The organism is Herbidospora sakaeratensis, from assembly GCF_001570525.1.
Taxonomy (GTDB): Bacteria; Actinomycetota; Actinomycetes; order Streptosporangiales; family Streptosporangiaceae; genus Herbidospora; species Herbidospora sakaeratensis.
The window spans coordinates 782815-799981 of the sequence record NZ_BBXC01000007.1; the positions used below are offsets into that span (position 1 = coordinate 782815).

Annotated in this window: 12 protein-coding genes; 3 read left to right on the top strand and 9 right to left on the bottom strand. The window is 73.3% G+C overall.

Going from position 1 to position 17167, the window contains the following annotated elements:
• Genes AW271_RS03250 through AW271_RS03260 form a run of 3 tightly spaced genes read right to left on the bottom strand, consistent with a single transcriptional unit; the run spans position 1 to position 1806 of the window.
• Positions 1-753, bottom strand: coding sequence for a hypothetical protein (locus tag AW271_RS03250; RefSeq protein ID WP_062331414.1), 753 nt, complete (start codon positions 751-753; stop codon positions 1-3).
• The gene (locus AW271_RS03255; RefSeq protein ID WP_245652908.1) at positions 750-1277 is read right to left on the bottom strand and encodes an RNA polymerase sigma factor; all 528 of its coding nucleotides are present in this window, start codon (positions 1275-1277) and stop codon (positions 750-752) included. The genes AW271_RS03250 and AW271_RS03255 overlap by 4 nt, the downstream gene beginning before the upstream one ends.
• A 31-nt stretch (positions 1278-1308) precedes the next feature.
• On the bottom strand, positions 1309-1806 hold the full coding sequence (locus AW271_RS03260) for a hypothetical protein (protein ID WP_062331417.1): 498 nt from the start codon (positions 1804-1806) through the stop codon (positions 1309-1311).
• Positions 1807-1908: 102 nt separating this feature from the next.
• Here AW271_RS03260 and AW271_RS03265 point away from each other — a divergent pair, with 102 nt between their 5' ends.
• A complete protein-coding gene (locus AW271_RS03265) occupies positions 1909-2712 on the top strand; it encodes an SAM-dependent methyltransferase (RefSeq protein WP_062331420.1) in 804 nt (267 codons plus the stop codon).
• Positions 2713-2818: 106 nt separating this feature from the next.
• On the opposite strand, the gene AW271_RS03270 is transcribed toward AW271_RS03265, so the two are convergent.
• The 3 genes from AW271_RS03270 to AW271_RS03280 form a co-directional block, all read right to left on the bottom strand.
• Positions 2819-3166, bottom strand: coding sequence for a PepSY domain-containing protein (locus AW271_RS03270; RefSeq protein WP_062331423.1), 348 nt, complete (start codon positions 3164-3166; stop codon positions 2819-2821).
• 78 nt (positions 3167-3244) lie between these two features.
• Positions 3245-4501, bottom strand: a complete 1257-nt coding sequence (locus tag AW271_RS03275; protein WP_062331426.1) for a sensor histidine kinase — start codon at positions 4499-4501, stop codon at positions 3245-3247.
• The gene (locus AW271_RS03280; protein WP_062331429.1) at positions 4498-5181 is read right to left on the bottom strand and encodes a response regulator transcription factor; all 684 of its coding nucleotides are present in this window, start codon (positions 5179-5181) and stop codon (positions 4498-4500) included. Before AW271_RS03280 ends, AW271_RS03275 begins: the two co-directional genes overlap by 4 nt.
• A gap of 52 nt (positions 5182-5233) precedes the next feature.
• Here AW271_RS03280 and AW271_RS03285 point away from each other — a divergent pair, with 52 nt between their 5' ends.
• The gene (locus AW271_RS03285; RefSeq protein ID WP_062331432.1) at positions 5234-5638 is read left to right on the top strand and encodes a hypothetical protein; all 405 of its coding nucleotides are present in this window, start codon (positions 5234-5236) and stop codon (positions 5636-5638) included.
• A 20-nt stretch (positions 5639-5658) separates the two neighbouring features.
• Here AW271_RS03285 and AW271_RS42130 read toward each other — a convergent pair whose 3' ends face one another.
• The 3 genes from AW271_RS42130 to AW271_RS03300 are packed head-to-tail and all read right to left on the bottom strand — an operon-like array spanning position 5659 to position 10769.
• Complete coding sequence (locus AW271_RS42130; RefSeq protein WP_062331436.1) at positions 5659-7443, bottom strand: serine/threonine-protein kinase; 1785 nt, start codon at positions 7441-7443, stop codon at positions 5659-5661.
• Positions 7443-9317 (bottom strand): serine/threonine protein kinase, encoded by a 1875-nt coding sequence (locus AW271_RS03295; RefSeq protein ID WP_062331439.1) that lies wholly within the window; start codon positions 9315-9317, stop codon positions 7443-7445. The genes AW271_RS42130 and AW271_RS03295 overlap by 1 nt, the downstream gene beginning before the upstream one ends.
• 21 nt (positions 9318-9338) lie before the next feature.
• Positions 9339-10769 (bottom strand): MFS transporter, encoded by a 1431-nt coding sequence (locus AW271_RS03300; protein WP_062331443.1) that lies wholly within the window; start codon positions 10767-10769, stop codon positions 9339-9341.
• Between the two features lie 134 nt (positions 10770-10903).
• Here AW271_RS03300 and AW271_RS03305 point away from each other — a divergent pair, with 134 nt between their 5' ends.
• Complete coding sequence (locus tag AW271_RS03305; protein WP_157553873.1) at positions 10904-17032, top strand: phospholipase A2; 6129 nt, start codon at positions 10904-10906, stop codon at positions 17030-17032.
• Positions 17033-17167 lie beyond the last annotated feature (135 nt).

A 17167-nucleotide genomic window follows, 5' to 3' on the forward strand; every position in this document is an offset into this window, starting at 1 on the left:
TCAGCACAGACTCCGGGTGTTCACCGGGCCGACGTCCTGCGGCACGTCCGCGGTCGGCCCGGCCAGCAGCAGCGCCGTGCCGGCCGACCACATGACGCCGTCGTGGACGAACCAGTCGTCCTCGGCGACTCCGCCGGCGGCCGTCACGTCGGTGACGCCCTTCTCCGCCAGCAGCGCCTTCACCGCGCCGAAGCGCAGGCGGCGGAAGTCGACGCAGTGCAGCGGCTCGCCGGGGGCGTCGATCTGGCCGGGCATGGCATACCGCTCACCGGCCGCCGCCTCCCGGCCGAGCCTGATGTCGATCCCGCCCGGTTGCCCGGCCTCGATGCGCAGGGCGACGACGCAGTCGGTGAGGACGCAGTCGCCCTCCTTGGTGAGGAGGCCGACCTGCCCGCCGACGGGGATCGCGGTGCCGACGAGGCTGGGCGCGGCCGGGACCGTCCGCAGGGTCACGTCGAGGCCGACGCCGCGCAGCAGGTTCCCGTAGGTCTCCGGGTCGGCGGTCAGGTCGTTGACGGTGACCACGTAGGCGTTGCCGTCGCGGCGGATGTCGAGGGCCGCCGCCGGGCTGGGCCAGGCCGCCCAGGTGACGGCCGCGGCGGTGGCGGCGGCGACCGGCACGGCCATCCGGGCGCGGCGGCGTCTCGGCGTGGGGAGCGTCTTGACCGCCTCCAGGAGCGCGAGGGCGCCTGGCGTGATCGGGGCGTCGTCACGCGCGGGGTTGATCCGCGCCACCATCTCGTCGACGTTCATGAGTGTCCTTTCGCGAGGGATCCGGCGCGGGAGCCGTACCGGGACAGGTCGAGGTCGGCCGCGGCGAGCAGCCGGGCGAGGCGTTTCCTGGCGCGGTGGAGGCGCACCCGGGCGACCCCCTGCGGGCAGCCGAGCACCGTCGCGATCTCGGCGGTGGTCAGGCCCTCCCATCCGGCCAGGGAGAGCACCTCGCGGTCGAGGTCGCTGAGCTGGGCGAAGGCGGCGCGCACGGCGTCGGGGTCGTCGTCGGGCTCCGGGTGTGGCCGGGTGGCCAGTTCGCCGCGCAGCCGTTCGGCCAGGGCGGTGTGCCGGTGGTCGGCCCGCCGCTGGTTGGCCAGCACCCGGCGGGCCACCCCGAACAACCACAGACGGGCCTCGGCGGGGATCGTGTCGCGTTTGCGCCAGGCGGTGGCGAAGGTCTCGGCTATCGCGTCGGCGGCGTCGTCGGGTAACGCCGCGCGGCGCCTGATGTAGCCCATCACCGCCGGGTAATGGGTCAGGTAGAACTCGTCGAATGCCGTCACGATGAGGTAAGTGTCCGGCTCCCGGCGGAAGTTACAGGACGGACGCCGTGACGCCCGCGATCGCCAGCAGCAGCCCGCCTGCCGACAGCGCCGCCCCCGCGACGGCCGCGACGCGGCGGCCCGGGAGGCGGGCCCAGTACATGAGCACATAGGGCAGGAAGCCCAGACCGCCCAGCCCGACCCCCGCCAGGCTCAGCGCCGCCAGCACGCCCTTGGTCCCCGTCGGCACCGCCCGGTCGCCCTCGGGGGTGAGCTGGGCCGGGGTGACCTCGCCCGCCTCGGAGTCGGGGGAGGCGTGGACCGCGATCGACGGGCCGCCCGACGCGGGGGCGAAGACGCCGTCGCAGTCGTAGCGGCCCTGGCCCAGGGTCACGCACGACGTCACGGTCAGCGTGCCGGGGGTGCCCTCCTGGCCGGTGGCCAGCGACAACGACGGGACCGAGCCGTAGATGGACAGGCCGCAGACGGCGAGCCAGCACAGGATCAGGATGATCTTGCCGATGGGGCCGGGGCCGGGAGTCTTGCTCATGTGGCCCAGTTTGTCGGGGACGACTTGTACTGGTCTTGTAACGTACTTTGCCCCAGAAAGTATGATCTTGGCGTCCCGGACTTTTCCGTACAGGGAGCCGAAATGGCCGACGAATACACGAATCCGCGTGCCGACTACGCGGCCAGACTCAATACCAGCACGCCGCACGCCGCCCGCATCTGGAACTACTGGATGGGCGGCAAGGACAACTACGCCGCCGACCGCCAGGCGGGCGACGCGGTCGCGTCGGTCTACCCCGACATCGTCACGATGGCCAAGCAGTCGCGGAAGTTCCTCATCCGCGCCGTGCGGTGGGTGGCCGAGGAGGGCGGCGTCAAGCAGTTCCTCGACATCGGCACCGGCCTGCCGACCATGCAGAACACCCACGAGGTCGCGCAGTCGGTGCACCCCGACGCCCGCATCGTGTACGTCGACAACGACCCCATGGTCCTGGTGCACGCCCGCGCCCTGCTGGTCAACACCACCCCCGAGGGCGTGACGACCTACGTCGAGGCCGACTACCACGACCCCGAGCTGATCGTCGCCGACGCGAAGAACGTGCTCGACTTCACCAAGCCGATCTGCGTCATGTTCATGGGCGTGCTCGGCTACGTCGAGAAGCTCGACGAGCTGAAGTCGATCGTCGACCGGGTCATGGCGCACGTGCCGTCGGGCAGCTACATGATCTTCTGGGACAGCTCCGAGGGCGACGAGATCGGCGACGGGGCCGACAAGCTGGTGGAGTCGGGCGGCGTGCCCTACTACCTGCGCAGCGTCGAGGAGCTCGCGTCGGTCTTCGACGGCCTGGAGTTCGTCGAGCCCGGCCTGGTCGCGCTGTCGCAGTGGCGGCCGACCGAGTACGAGCGCCCCATCGACTCCTTCGGCGGCGTCGCCCGCAAGCCGTGAGCCGATGACCACGGCGGCCGGACCGGGCCGGCCGCCGTGACGTCACAGGCCTCGATCTCCGTTACGGCTCCCGCCTGAGGCCGGGCCGTCCACGGCCGAAGCCGTGTCAGTCGTCGTCGGCGTCGTCAGCGGCGTCGTCCGCGTCGTCGGCCTCGTCCGCGGGGGCCTGGACGACCGTGCCCTTGGCCGCGTCGACGTAGACCTCCTTGACGGCGCCGTCGGCGCCGGCCACCTCGATCTCCCAGGTCGTGCCCTCCAGATCGGACGAGACGACCCAGCCGCCGGCCACCTGGCCGAGCGCGGTGCGCTGGGCGGCGTCCACGAGCACCGTCGGCCGGGTGGGGGCCTTCTCGGCGCTGTCGTCACTGTCGGCGTTGGCGATCCCGACCCCGGCGGCGCCCGTGGCCAGGGCGGCGGCGAGCACACCGGTGGCGATGACGGTCTTCCTGCGCATATGTCGTCTCCTTCTGATGGCTTCGTGCGTGTTCCTCCACCATCGGAGACCCCGGCCTATCGAGGCCCTGCCGGTTTCCTAAGGATTTCCGAAGTCGACGATCACCTGCGCGCCCGCCGGCCCGTTCCGCACCCGCAGCGTGCCGCCCGACTCCTCGGCCGTGCGCCGGGCGATGTCCAGGCCCAGGCCGGTCGAACCGGCCCCGCTGACGCCGCGTTCGACCAGGTCGGAGCCGGGGAACCCGGGGCCCTCGTCGCTGACGGTCAGCCTTGCGCCGCCGGGCCGTCCGGCCAGGTCGACCGCGAACGCGGTGCCCTCGGGGGTGTGCGCGAACACGTTCTCCAGCAGCAGGTCGACGAGCGCGGCCAGGTCTTCGGCGCGGACCGGGACGGGGAGCGGGCCCGGCGCCAGCCGTACGGAACGGGGGCGGTTCTGGTCGTCGGCCAGGGCCGACCAGAAGGCGACCCGCTCGGCGACCACCTCGGCCGCGTCGCAGCCGGGGCCGCGTTCGGCCCCCGACCGGCGGGCCTCGGTGATGACCTGGGTGACCATACGTTCGACGCTGGCCACGGCCGCGCCGACGCGGGCGGCGTCCTCGCGGTCGCGCATCGCGTCGACCTCCAGCCGCAGCGCCGTCACCGGGGTGCGCAGCCGGTGGGACAGGTCGGCGACCGACTCGCGTTCGCGCCGCAGCAGGCCGTCGATGCGCCCGGCGAGCTGGTTGAGCGCCGCGCCGACGTCGCGGATCTCGGGCGGGCCGTCGGGGGTCACCCGCGCGGCCAGGTCGCCGCCCGCCAGCCGCCGCGACACCCCCGCCGCCTCGGCGACCGGGCCGATCAGCGACCGGGCCAGCCGGTCGGCCACCAGCGCGCCCACGGCCAGCAACGCCAGGCCGATCAGGCCGAGCACCAGCCAGGTGCGGGTCACCCCCTCGCGCAGCCGCTCGGGCGGCACCAGCGCCCGGACCACGGTCGTGCCGTCGCCCTGCACGGCGACCAGCACCTCGCGGCCCTGCGGCGTGTCGACGGTGAGGCTGCGGCCGAGCCGCGCCAGCCGCACGCCCGGCCCGCCGGCGGCGGGTTCGCCCACGAACCGGTCGCCCGGCAGGAAGACCGTCACCGGCACGCCCGCGCCCTTCGCCTGCGCGATGGCGGCGGCCAGCGCCTCACGGTCGCCGAGCGCGGCCGTCGCGGCCACCGACCCCGCCCAGGCCGCCGCCGTGCCGGTGGCCCGCTCGGCGGCCAGCGCCTGCACCAGCACGGCCAGCGGGACCAGGAACGCCACCAGCACCAGCGACGTCGTCGCCAGCGCCAGCGACGCCAGCCGCCGCCTCACCGGTCCGGGTCGACGATCTTGACGCCGACCCCGTGCACGGCGTGCAGATAGCGGGGCCGCTGGGCGGTCTCGCCGAGCTTGCGCCGCAACCACGACAGGTGCACGTCGACCGTCTTGTCGCCGCCGCCCCAGGCCATCCGCCACACCTCGGCCAGCAGCTCCCGTTTCTGCACGACCTGCCCGGCCCGCGCGGCGAGGTAGGCGAGCAGGTCGAACTCCTTCGGCGTCAGGTCGAGCCGGCGGTCGTCGAGCCACGCCTCCCGGGCCGCCGGTTCGACCCGCAGCCCACCGACGACGATCACCTCGGGCTCGGCCTGCTCCCGGCCGCGCCGCAGCACCGCCCGCACCCGGGCGTCGAGCTGGGCCGCGCCGAACGGCTTCACGACGTAGTCGTCGGCCCCCGCGTCGAGCGCCTTCACGATCTCGGGTTCGGCGTCGCGGGCGGTCGCCACGATCACCGGGATCGTGCTGACCGCCCGCAGCATGCGCAGCACCTCGCAACCGTCGACGTCGGGCAGCCCGAGGTCGAGCACGACGAGGTCGGGCCGGTCCTCCAGGGCCCGGGTCAGTCCCTCCATGCCGTGGGGCGCCGAGCTGACGGCGTGCCCGAGGCCGGTCAGCGCCCGGGTGAGGGCCGATCTGACCTGGGGGTCGTCCTCCACGAGAAGCAGGTGTGCCACCTGTCCGCCTTTCTGGGTACTACCTGTCGGGGTTCCCCGAGAAAGGCGGACGATGCGCGGAGCGGGACTGGCGGCCTGGCTGCTCGCGGCGGCCTGCGCCGCGTCGGCGGGCACCTGGGCGGTCTCGCTCATCGCCCCCGGCGGGGCCCTGACCGAGGCCCAGGTGGAGGAGGCGCTCGCCACGGCCTCGGCGCAGCCGCCCCCGCCCCCGGGCGTGACCCTGCGCGCGGGCGGCAGCTTCGCCTACGCCGAGGGCTCCGTCACCGCCGCGTGCTCCGGCGACCGGGCCGTGCTGCTGTCGTGGACGCCGGCGCAGAACCACAACGTGGAGGACGTCGAGAGGGGCCCGGCCCCGTCGGCGTCGGTGACCTTCGAGTCGGCCGACGACCGCACGACCACCGTGACGGTCCGCTGCCCCGGCCCGGTCGCCTCGGTCGCGCGCGGCACCGACGACTGAACCGGCGACTGAACCGGCGACTAGCGGGTGGTCCAGAAGATCCGCATGTCGTCGAACACCGCCTCGGGGCCCTCGGCGAGCAGCCGGACCTGCTTCCCGTCCAGGTCGAGCAGCACGACCTCGAACCGGTCGTCGCCGCGCCGGGTGGCCATGACGTGGTCGTCGTCGAGCCAGCCGCCCACGCTCAGCCCCCTGGCCAGGGGGAACCGGCGGCGCTCCGCGCCGGTCGCCGCGTCGAGCAGGCACAGCCGCCGATCGGCGCAGCCGGTCAGCAGCAGGCCGTCGCGGGTGGCGTGCAGGTCGCCGGTGCCGGCGAGCTCCGTGACGACCTGGCCGGTCAGGGTGTAGACGGTGGTCGTGCCGCCGGTCTCGCGGGCGAGCGTGCCCTCCTCCGGTCCCCAGAGGAACGGTTCGCCTCCTCCGATCGCGACGCGGACGACGGCCGAGGTCCCCTTCACGGCGTCGACCAGCACGAACCCGGTGACCGGGTCGCCCTCCTCCGGGCCTCCCATGGTGATCAGCAGGGTCGAGCCGTCGGCCGACCAGGCGGGGTGGCGGCCCAGCTCGGGACGGGGGACCGTGTCCACCTCGCGGGTCGTGCCGGTGTGGCGGTCGGTGATCTGGACGTAGTCGGAGTCGGGCGTGAGCAACCGCAACCCCGGGAAGACCGCGACGAACTGCCCTCCGGGGGAGACCCGCGCCTCGGCCAGGGGCCCGGCGGAGGTGAACGCGCCCGTGTCCGGGTCGCGGACGTAGCTGTGGCTCTCGCCGTCGCCCCGCGAGTCCTCGTAGGCGGACACCCACAGGCCGTCGGCGGGGTTCTCGTGCAGCGTGATGCCGAGGGGTTCGATCTCGACCTCGTCCGTGGCGGTCGCGGCCATGGGCCGGGCCACGACCGGGGCCACGACCGGAACGGGGGCCGGGGGCGGCGCGGCGGCCGGGGCGTCGGGCCGGGTCAGCACGACGGCCGCGGTCACGCCCACGGCGAGCAGGAGGGCGATCCACCACGACCGGGGACGGCGCGGCCGGCCGGGGGCGTCCGGCGCCGGGTCGCCGGGGGAGGCCGGTTCCCCGAGCAGCCGCATGAGCGCGGCCTGGGCGGTCGGCCGGGCCGCCGGGTCCTTGTCGAGGCACGTCTCCACCAGCTCCCGCAGTTCCCCGTCGAGCCCGTCGAGGTCGGGCTCGCGGGTGAGGATGCGGTTGATGACGGCCGGCGCCGGTTCGGTCCCGAAGGGCGGCCGCCCGGTCGCCGCGCAGACGATCGTCGACCCCCACGCGAACAGGTCGGCCGCGCTGCCCGCCGGGCCGCCGCGGAACTGCTCGGGGGCCATGTACGGCGGCGTGCCGACGACGTCGTCGGCGGCCGAGTCGCCGAGCTGGGCGATGCCGAAATCGATCACCCTCGGCCCGTCGCGCCCCAGCAGCACGTTGGCCGGCTTGAAGTCGCGGTGCACCACGCCCGCCCGGTGGATCGCCGCCAGGGCCGTCATCGTCCCGATGGCCAGCCGGCCCAGCTCCGCGCCGCGCAGCGGCCCCCGTTCGGCCAGCGCCAGGGCCAGGCTGGGGCCGTCGACGTACTCGCTGACGATGTAGGGCGAGCCGTCGGCGATCCCGGTCTCCAGCACCTGGGCGGTGCAGAAGGTGCGCACCCGGCGGACCATCTCCGACTCGGCCAGGAACGCCTCGGGGTCGCCGTCGCGCAGCACCTTGACCGCCACCCGCTCCCCGGAGGGGGATTCGCCCAGGTAGACCACGCCCTGACCGCCCGACCCGAGCCGGCCGACGATCCGGTGGCCGCCGATCATCACGGGAGCACGCCGAGTCGGAAGAACACGTCGTCGCGCTTGTCGTCGACGGTCGCCAGCACCCGCTCGAGCTTGCCGAGCAGGTCGACGACCCGGAGTTCGTACCCCTTCTTGACCGGCACCCGCAGGATGAGATGGCGGTCGGTGAACCACCCGTACCAGAGGGAGTCCTCGGGGATCGGCACGGTCGCCAGCCGGGCGCCCGAGCCCAGGTCCCAGACGCACATGTCATCGGACTTCGGGCAGAGCGTCGCCAGCCTGCGGCCCGACGGGCTGAACCAGCTCCGGTCACGCGGCAGGCCCACCCAGTGCAGGGTGCGCACCACCAGGCCCGTGCGGTCGTAGACCTTCACCCCGAGATGACTGGTGTCGGCGTACCCGCGCGCGACCTGCCCGTCGGGCATGAACCCGAACGGGTAGGCGGGCCCGCCGGTGTACTCGGTCTCCACGATCTCGGCCGCCCGGGTGTTCACGTCGACGACGGCGAATCCGTCCGTCCGTTCCTCGTCGGTGTTCTCGACGGAGAGCACGACCTCGGTGCCGTCGCGCGACCAGCTCGGCGTGACGGTCCGCTGGGGTCTGCGCACCGTGTTCACCGTGAACTCGGCCCCGGTCCTCAGATTGCGGAACCTGACGTAGTCGAAGTCGGACCGGAGGTACTTCGCCCACGGGCTCAGCACCACCCATTGGCCGTCGGGCGACACCACGGGCTCCTCGCCCCGCCCGACCTCCGTGTAGGTCCCGTCGGACCGCCGGACGTACGCGGTGAACGGATTCTTCAGCGACAGGTAGCCGTTGAGCCGCACCGGGTCGTCGGGGCTCTCGTGCAGGGTGATCGGCGTGCCGGGGACCTTGACGTCGGTCGTGTTCTCGGGCACCTCGTCGAGTTCCGCCGCGACGGTCGCCGCCGTGGTGACCGAGGGGGGCACCGCCTGTACGCGCACGTACTCGACCCTCGGCGGCACCGCGAGGAAGACCGTCAGGCCCGCGACCAGCGCGCCCGCGAGGAACGCCGTCGCGGCCCGCCAGGGGAGCCCGCGCCGGGCCGGGCGGGTCACCCGGCCGGTGACCTGGAGCAGCGACTCCTCGCCGATGAGGCGTAACAGCACGTCGCTGGCCACGGGCCGGTCGTCGGGGTTCTTCGCCAGGCAGGCCGACAACACGCTGCGCAGCTCGACGTCGATCCCGGTCAGGTCGGCGGGCTCGCGCACCACCCGGTTGACGGTCGCGGCCACCGAGTCGCCGGCGAACAGGTCGCGGCCGGTCGCCGCGAACACCATCGTCGCCGCCCACGCGAACACGTCGGCCGGGGGGCCGGGCGGCGCCGCGTCGAACTCCTCGGGCGCGCGGTAGGCGGGTTTGCCGACGTGCCGGGTCACGGTGGTCTCCGAGCCCCGGAGCGCCTCGTTCAGCCCGAAGTCGGCCATCCGGGGGCCGTCGGGCCCGAGCACGACGGTCGCGGGCCGGATGTCGCCGTGCAGCACGCCCGCCTGGTGGATGGCGACGACCGCGCTCATGGTGCCCACCGCGAGGCGGTGCAGCGCCGCCCCGGTCAGCACCCCGCTCTCCGGTACGGCCTCCGCCAGCGTCGGGCCGTCGACGTGCTCGGACACGACGTAGGGCCGGTCGCCGAGCGTGCCGCCGCCGAGCACCTGGGCGACGCAGAACGCCGGCACCCCGCGCAGCGGCCCGACGGCGGCCGTCACCCGCTCGGGCTCGGCGACGGGGGCCAGCAGCCGGATGACGACGGGTGTGCCCCGTGGGTCGGTGGCCAGGTAGGCGTCCTCGGGCCCCGGCTCGTCGATCTTGCCGGTGATCCGGTACTCCCCGACGACGGTGGGATCGTCGGGCCCCAGCGGAACGGCGCGCCCCATGCGGACATTATGGGCGAGTCGCTATGGATGCCACATCTTCTCCAGAGGATGTTTGTGGACCTGCCGGTAGACGGCCCGCTGCGCCCACCGCCCGGTCGTGAGCAGCCCGATGCCGAGCACCAGCGTGCCGCAGAACACGATGATCGCCCAGCTGATGCGGTAGGCGGCGGTGAAGCCGGGACCCGGCGCGATCACCGTGACGTGGGTGGCGATGACGCTGCCGATGATGGCCACCCCGAAGGTGACGCCCGTCTGCCGCATGGTCGACACGATGCTGGCGGCCACCCCGGCCTGCGCGTTGGGCATCCCGGAGACGGCCGTGGTGGTGATCGCGGCGTTCATCCAGCCGAGTCCGAACCCCATGAGGCCGTAACAGAGGAACATGCGCGGCCCGGTCGGCAGGTCGGGCGGCACGGCCGCGAGCAACCCGGCGCAGATGCTCCCGATGCTGCCGATCACCAGGGACCGGCGGGGTCCGTACCGGCCGACGACCCGCCCGGAGATCGGCCCGCAGACCGCCTGCAGCAGCGGCATCGGCAGGATCGCCAGCCCCGCCTCCAGCGGCGAGAAACCCCGCACGTCCTGCAGGTACAGGGTGTTGGCGATCAGGAAGCCGCCCTGCGCGGTGTACATGAGCAGCGCGATCCCGGTGGCCCCCGCGAACGGCGGCGCCTTGAAGAACCTGACGTCGATCAGCGGTTCGGGCCGGCGCCGCTCGACGATCACGAGCGCGACGAGGCAGGCCGCCGAGCCGAGCAGGGAGACCACGGTCTGCGGCGACCCCCAGCCGGTGTTCGGCGCCTCGATGATGCCGAACGTCAGCAGGAACACGGTCCCGATGACGAGGATCTGCCCGGCCGGGTCGAAGCGCCGGGCGTGCGCCGCCCTCGACTCCGGCACGTGCAGCTTGGCCAGCACGAACGCCGCGATCCCGATCGGGACGTTCACCCAGAACACCGACCGCCAGCCGACGAACTCGACCAGCGCGCCCCCGATGAGCGGCCCGGCCGCGACGCTGACCCCCACCACGCCGCCCCAGACCCCGATCGCCCGGGCCCGCTCCTTGGGCTCGGTGAACGTGTTGGTGATGATCGACATGGCGACGGGGTTGAGCATGCTGCCCCCGACCGCCTGCAGGGCCCGGAACACGGTCAGCGTCTCGAGGGTGGGCGCGATGCTGCACAGCAGCGAGCCGGTGGTGAAGACGACCAGGCCCGTCTGGAACACCTTCCGCCGGCCGATCCGGTCGGCCGTCGAGGCCGACAACATCAGGAACGAGGCGAGGGTGAGGGTGTACGCGTCGAGCGTCCACTGCGCGCCGGAGATGCTGCCGCCGAAGGCGTGCCGGATCGAGGGCAGCGCCACGTTCAGGATGCTGCTGTCCATGCCGACGATGAACACGCTCACGCAGCAGATGGCCAGCACGACGCCGGGCCTCGCACAGGTCGCCATCCGCAGGGACTACCCGCCCTGAACTGGGGAGATGTGGCCCGCGACGGGTCTTTGCGGTCCGCTGGCCGTGATCGTCAACGCCGTTTATACGAGAGCTATACGGCCGCTCACGAGGCTGGCCTCCGATAAGCCGGATGACTCTTCTCGGAGGCCCGACGGTGTTGCGCGAACGGCGGCAGGGCGCCGCATTACCCACCCTCATCTCGCTTGCTCTGATGTCCAGCCTGATCACCTCCGTGCCGGCGAAGGCGCTCGCCCCGCCGGTACAGACTCCCGTGCGAGCCGCGGCGGTGACCTGTCCCGAGGAGATGCCGACCGAGATCGCCGCGCGGCTGGCCGCGCAGGTCTGCGGCACGCGGGTCAGGGCCGCGGCGATGACCACGGAGAACGACGAGTACTTCGTGAACCCCGACGGCACCCTCACCCTTGAGCACCGCTACCGGCCGGTCCGGGTCAAGCGGGCCGACCGCTGGGTGCCGGCCGACGCGACCCTCGTCGCGGCCGACGACGGCACGCTCGTGCCGAAGGCCGCCTCGGTGTCCTACGGCTTCTCCGGCGGCGGCGACGGGCCCCTGGTCCGCGCCGCCCGCGACGGCGTGGAGTTCACGCTCGGCTCGCCGCTGGGCCGGTTGCCGAAGCCCGTGTTGTCCGGCGCGACCGCGACCTACCCGGAGGTGCTGCCGGGCGTCGACCTGGTGCTCACCGCCGACGTCGACGGCTTCACCCAGAAGCTGATGGTGAAGAAGCGGCAGGCCGCCGCCGACCCGAGGCTGAAGTCGCTCACCTTCGGCGCCGACGTCGAGAAGGGCGAGCTGAAGGCCGACCGGCACGGCAACCTCACCGTCGTCGACACGAAGGACGCCCCGGTCTTCGCCGCCGTCGCCACCGAGATGTGGGACGCCGCCGCCGAGAACGCGGCCAAGAGGACCCCGGCCGCCGCCGCGAAGACCGGCGCCGAGGCGCCGAACCCGGGGAAGCGCGCCACGATGGACGTCAAGGTCGGCCGCGACGCGATCACCGTCACCCCGGACGCGGCGCTGCTGGCCGACCCGGCCACCGTCTTCCCGGTGACGATCGACCCGAGCTTCACCGCCGCCAAGTCGGCCTGGACGTACGTCGACTCGCGCTACCCGACCAGCACCTACTGGAACAGTTCGAGCGACGCCACCGCGGGCACCGCCGAGTCGGGCGCGTTCAAACGGCGCTCGTTCTTCAACATGAACCTCTCGGGCATGGGCACCCGCAAGCAGATCGTGGCCGCGACGTTCAACATCTACGAGCACTGGGCCTGGTCGTGCTCGCCCAGGAACGTCGAACTGCACCGCACCGCCGCGGTGTCGTCGTCGACCAACTGGAACAACCAGCCCGCCTCGAACCTGTCGATCGGGGCCAAGAACGTCGCGCACGGCTGGTCGTCGAGCGGCCAGGGCGGGGCGTCGAGCTGCCCGTCGGCGTGGCTCGGCTGGAACGTCGCCGCCGCCCTCCAGGGCATCATGGACGCGGGCGGCACCTCGGTGACGTTCATGGTCAAGGCGTCCAGTGAGACCGACAACACCTACTGGAAGCGCTTCGCCAACAACCCGAACATCTCCATCACCTACAACACCCTCCCGGGCACGCCCGGCTCCCTGGCGATGGCCCCCTGCTCCACCTGCGCCAGCCCGGCGCTGGTCGGGGCGGCGCAGCCGAACCTGTCGGCGAAGGTCTCCGACGCCGACGGCACGGCGCAGCGGGCCGACTTCGAGGTCTGGAACGCCGCCAAGGCGACCAAGATCACCGGTGGCTCGGTGTCGGGCGTCGCCAACAACGGCACCGCCACCTGGCGGGTCGCCACCCCGCTCGCCAACACCTCCTACAACTGGCGGGTGCGCACCTACGACGGCACCGCCTACGGCGCCTGGTCGTCGTGGTTCGCCTTCACCGTCGACGCCGCCGCGCCCGACGCGCCCGAGGTGAGCTCGTCGGACTACCCGGCCGACGCGTGGTCGAAGGGCGCCGGGCAGGCCGGGTCGTTCACCATCACCCCGGCGGGCTCCGACGTCTCGGCCGTGCTCTGGTCGTTCGACGGCGGCGCGCAGCAGTCGGCCGCCAACAGCGGCGCCGCCCACACGGTCACCTGGACGCCCGCCGCCGACGGGCCGCACACGCTGCGGGCCTGGGTGAAGGACAAGGCCGGCAACCTCTCCGAGCCCGCCGAGCACGCCTTCAACGTCGGCACCTTCGCGGTGACCTCGCCGCAGGACGCGAGCGCCACGGCCCGGCGTGCCGTGCTGGCCGCCGCGGGCAGCTCGGGCGTGAGCGCCGTCAGCTTCTCCTACCGGCGCGGCGAGGCCGACGACTGGCACCAGGTCCCGGCGTCCGACGTGCGCCGCCGCTCCGACGGCGCGGCGATCACCTGGCCCGTCGCCCTGAGCGGGGGCGTCTCGCCCGAGCTCGTCTGGGACGTCACCCGCACGCTGACCACCGACGGCGCGATCCAGATCCGCGCCGAGTTCGGCTCGGGCGCCTCCGCGCCGGTGGACCTGACGGTCGACCGCGACGCCGAGGGCGCGACCACCGGCCCGATCGGCCCCGGCACGGTCAACCTGCTCAACGGCGACTTCCGGATGACCGCCACCGACGCCAGCATGTTCGGCGTCGGCCTCATGCGCTCCTTCTCCTCCCGCGACCCGCGCAAGGGCTCCTCCCTGCCGGGCGTGGCCCCGATCTTCGGCGCCGAGTGGACGCCGAACGGGCTGGCCCAGTCGGGCGACGGCACCTTCACCGAGCTGCACGCCACCTCCGCCACCTCGGTGGAGATCACCGGCGACGGCTCGTCTGTCGCCTTCACGAAGAACGCCGACGGCTCCTGGACGCCCCAGTCGGACGCCGGCAACCTCCGGCTGACCTACGACGCGACGGCCGACCGCTACACCCTGACCGACTCCACCACCGCCAACAGCACGGTGTTCGCCAAGGTCAACGACGCCTACCTGGTGCGGGCGGTCTACCCGGCCGGCGGCAAGGGCGGCACCGTCTTCGTCTGGGAGTCGGTCACCGGCGCCGACGGCACGCGGCTGGCCCGGCCCAGCCGGATCATCGCCCCCGCCTGGTCGGTGGCCTCGCCGAGCGACTGCGACGTCGCCACCCTGGCCGCGCTGCCCGAGGGCTGCCGCCTGATCGTGATCGCGTACGCCGCCACGACGACGGCGGGCGCCCAGCTCGGCGACGTCGCCGGGCAGGTCAAGCTGATCAGCCTGTGGGAGGGCGGCGCGGCCGCGCCGCAGCACCTGTCGGAGTACCGATACGACGACCTCGGCCGCCTGCGCGAGCGCTGGGACCCGGCCACCCCCACCGTCAAGACCCGCTACGACTACGACCTCGGCGGCCGGGTCAACCGCTTCACCCCGCCCGGCGAACTGCCGTGGACGCTGACCTACGGCCGCGCCGGCAACGCCGACACCGCCGCCGACGGCATGCTGCTGGCCGCCTCGCGGCCGACCCTGCGCCCCGGCACCCTGAACGAGACCAACGGCACCGCCGTCACCTCGGTCGTGTACGACGTGCCGACCAGCGGCAGCGGCGCGCCGTACAACCTCTCGCCGGCCGCCGCCCTGACGTGGGGCCAGACCGACCCGCCGTCGGACGCCACCGCGGTCTTCCCGCCCGACCAGGTGCCCGCCAACCACACCGGGCGCGGCGGGCTGGCCGGGTCGGACTACGGCCGGGCCACCGTCACCTACCTGAACGCCAACGGCGCGACCGTCAACCGGGCCGAGCCCGGCGGCGGCCTGTCGGCCAGCCAGTACGACGCCCAGGGCAACACCGTGCTCAACCTGTCGGCGGGCAACCGGGCGCTGGCCTTCGGCCAGGGGCCGGGCGCGGCCGAGGAGCTGACCCGCCTGGGCCTGATCAACAGCTCGACCGCCGAACGGGCCCGGCTGCTGTCGGAGGAGACCGTCTACTCGGCCGACGGCCAGCGTATGGTCGGCGAGTTCGGCCCGCTGCACCTGGTGCGGCTGAACGGCGTGCCGACGCCCGCCCGCAAGCACCAGGTCAACACCTTCGACGAGGGCCGGCCCGGCGACGCCAAGGTCTCCGGATTGGTCACCACCACCGCCGTCGGCGCCTGGACACCGGGCGGCGGCGCGGACGCGGACGTGCGCCTCAGCCGCACCTCCTACGACTGGGCCACCGGCAAGGTCGTGAAGTCGGTGACCGACCCGGGCGGCCTGGCCGTCACCCGGAACACCGGCTACGACGCCGACGGCCGGGTCGTCAGCGCCACCATGCCCAAGTCGTCGGGCGACGACGCCGGCACCACGACCAGCGCCTACTACACCGCCGACGGCTCCGGAGCCTGCGGCGGCAGGCCCGAATGGGCCGGCCTGCTCTGCCGCACCCAGGCCAAGCAGGCGGTCTCGGGCGGCGGCTCCAACCCGTCCGAGCTGGTCACCAAGCTCTTCGCCTACGAGGAGGGCGGCCGGGTCACCTCGGTGACCGAGACCGCCAACGGCGTCACCCGCACCACCGCCACCACCTACGACACGGCCGGCCAGGTGCTCACCACCACGGTCACCGGCGGCCTCGGCACGGCCGTGCCCGCCGTCACCAACACCTACGACGCGGCCGGCCGGCTGACGAGGACGACCGCGTCCACGGGCGGGTCGATCACCCGCGAGTACGACGTCCTGGGCCGCCAGACCTCCTACACCGACGCCGACGGCGGCGTCACCCGGGTCGAGTACGACGCGCTCGACCGGGTCGTCAGGAAGAGCGACGGCGCCCCATCCACGATGACCTACGAGTACGACCTCGACGCCGACCCGCGCGGCCTGCTCACCGCGATGACCGACTCGGTCGCCGGGCGCTTCACCGCGACCTACGACGTCGAGGGCGGCATCGTCGCCGAGCAGCTGCCGGGCGGCGTGTCGTACACCGTGAGCAAGGACCCGACCGGCGCGCCGACCCGGCGCGTCTACCAGAACGCCGCCGGCGTGAAGCTGCTGGACGACGCGGTCACCTGGTCGATCCACGGCCAGCAGGTCACCCGCACCGGCCTGTCGGCGCAGATCGTCGGCTACGACAAGATCGGGCGCATCTCCTCCGTCGACGACACCGTCGGCGGCGTCTGCACCCGCCGCGCCTACGGCTACGACGCCAACTCCAACCGCACCTCGCTGACCAGCGGCGGTTGCGACGGAAGCGGCGCCACCACCCGCACCCACGCCTACGACACCGGCGACCGGCTGGTCGACCAGGGCTACGTGTACGACGCCTTCGGCCGCACCACCGCCACCCCCGACGGGCTGGCCGTCGACTACTACGCGACCGACCTGGTCAAGGCGATGACCTCGGGGGACGCGCGGCAGTCGTACACGCTGGACCCCCAGCTGCGGCGCAGTAGCACCCTGACGGAGGCGCGGACCGGCGGGACCTGGGCCGCCACGGCCCGGCGGGTCGAGCACTTCGACGCCGACGACGACACCCCCGCCTGGGTGGTGGAGGACGTCGCCACCGGCCGGGTCTCCCGGAACGTGCACTCGGTGTCGGGCGGCCTGGCGGCGATCACCTCCGCCACCGGCGAGGTCCGGCTCCAGCTGACCAACCTGCACGACGACATCAACGCCGTGCTCGACCTGACGACCGGGGTGCCGCTGGCGCTCGACTTCGACGAGTTCGGCAACCCGCGCCCGGGTCAGCCGGCCGGCCGCTACGGCTGGCACGGCGCGGCCGAGCGGGTCACCGACACCCCCGACGGCACGATCCTCATGGGCGTGCGGCTCTACCAGCCGAAGCTGGGCCGGTTCCTGCAGACCGACCCGGTCGAGGGAGGCAGCGCCAACGCCTACGACTACGCCGCCCAGGCGCCGACGTCCAACGCCGACCTCGACGGCCGCAAGTGGTACTGGTGCCGCACCTTCTCGCACTTCGCCTTCAACCACTGCGGCGTCACCCGCGCCTGGTACCACGGCAGCTGGCGCACGGTCCGCTGGGTGAAGACCCCGCGCGGCTGGTGGGTGCGCGGCGTGCTGTACGACTACTGCACCAGCAGCCCCGACCGCCCGCTGGGCTTCGACTTCCGGCAGGCCTGCATGATGCACGACTACGGATACGCCCTGCGGAGGATGGGCTACATCTCCAGCAAGTACCAGGCCGACAGCGTCTTCTACCACGTGCTCTGGAACGGGGTCTGCCCGGCGTACGCCTGGTGGAAGCGCGGCGCCTGCCGCAACCTCGCCACCAACTACTACCTGGCCGTCTTCTACTTCGGCCGGGTGTGATCGCCCGGTGAGGCCGCCGGCGGGGACCGTCCCACGGTCCCCGCCGGTGTCTTTCTGACCCAAGAGTTGACGGTGGTGACTCCATCGTGCACATTTGAGCGGCTTTGATCGTCTTCATCGCCGTTCCACTGGAGC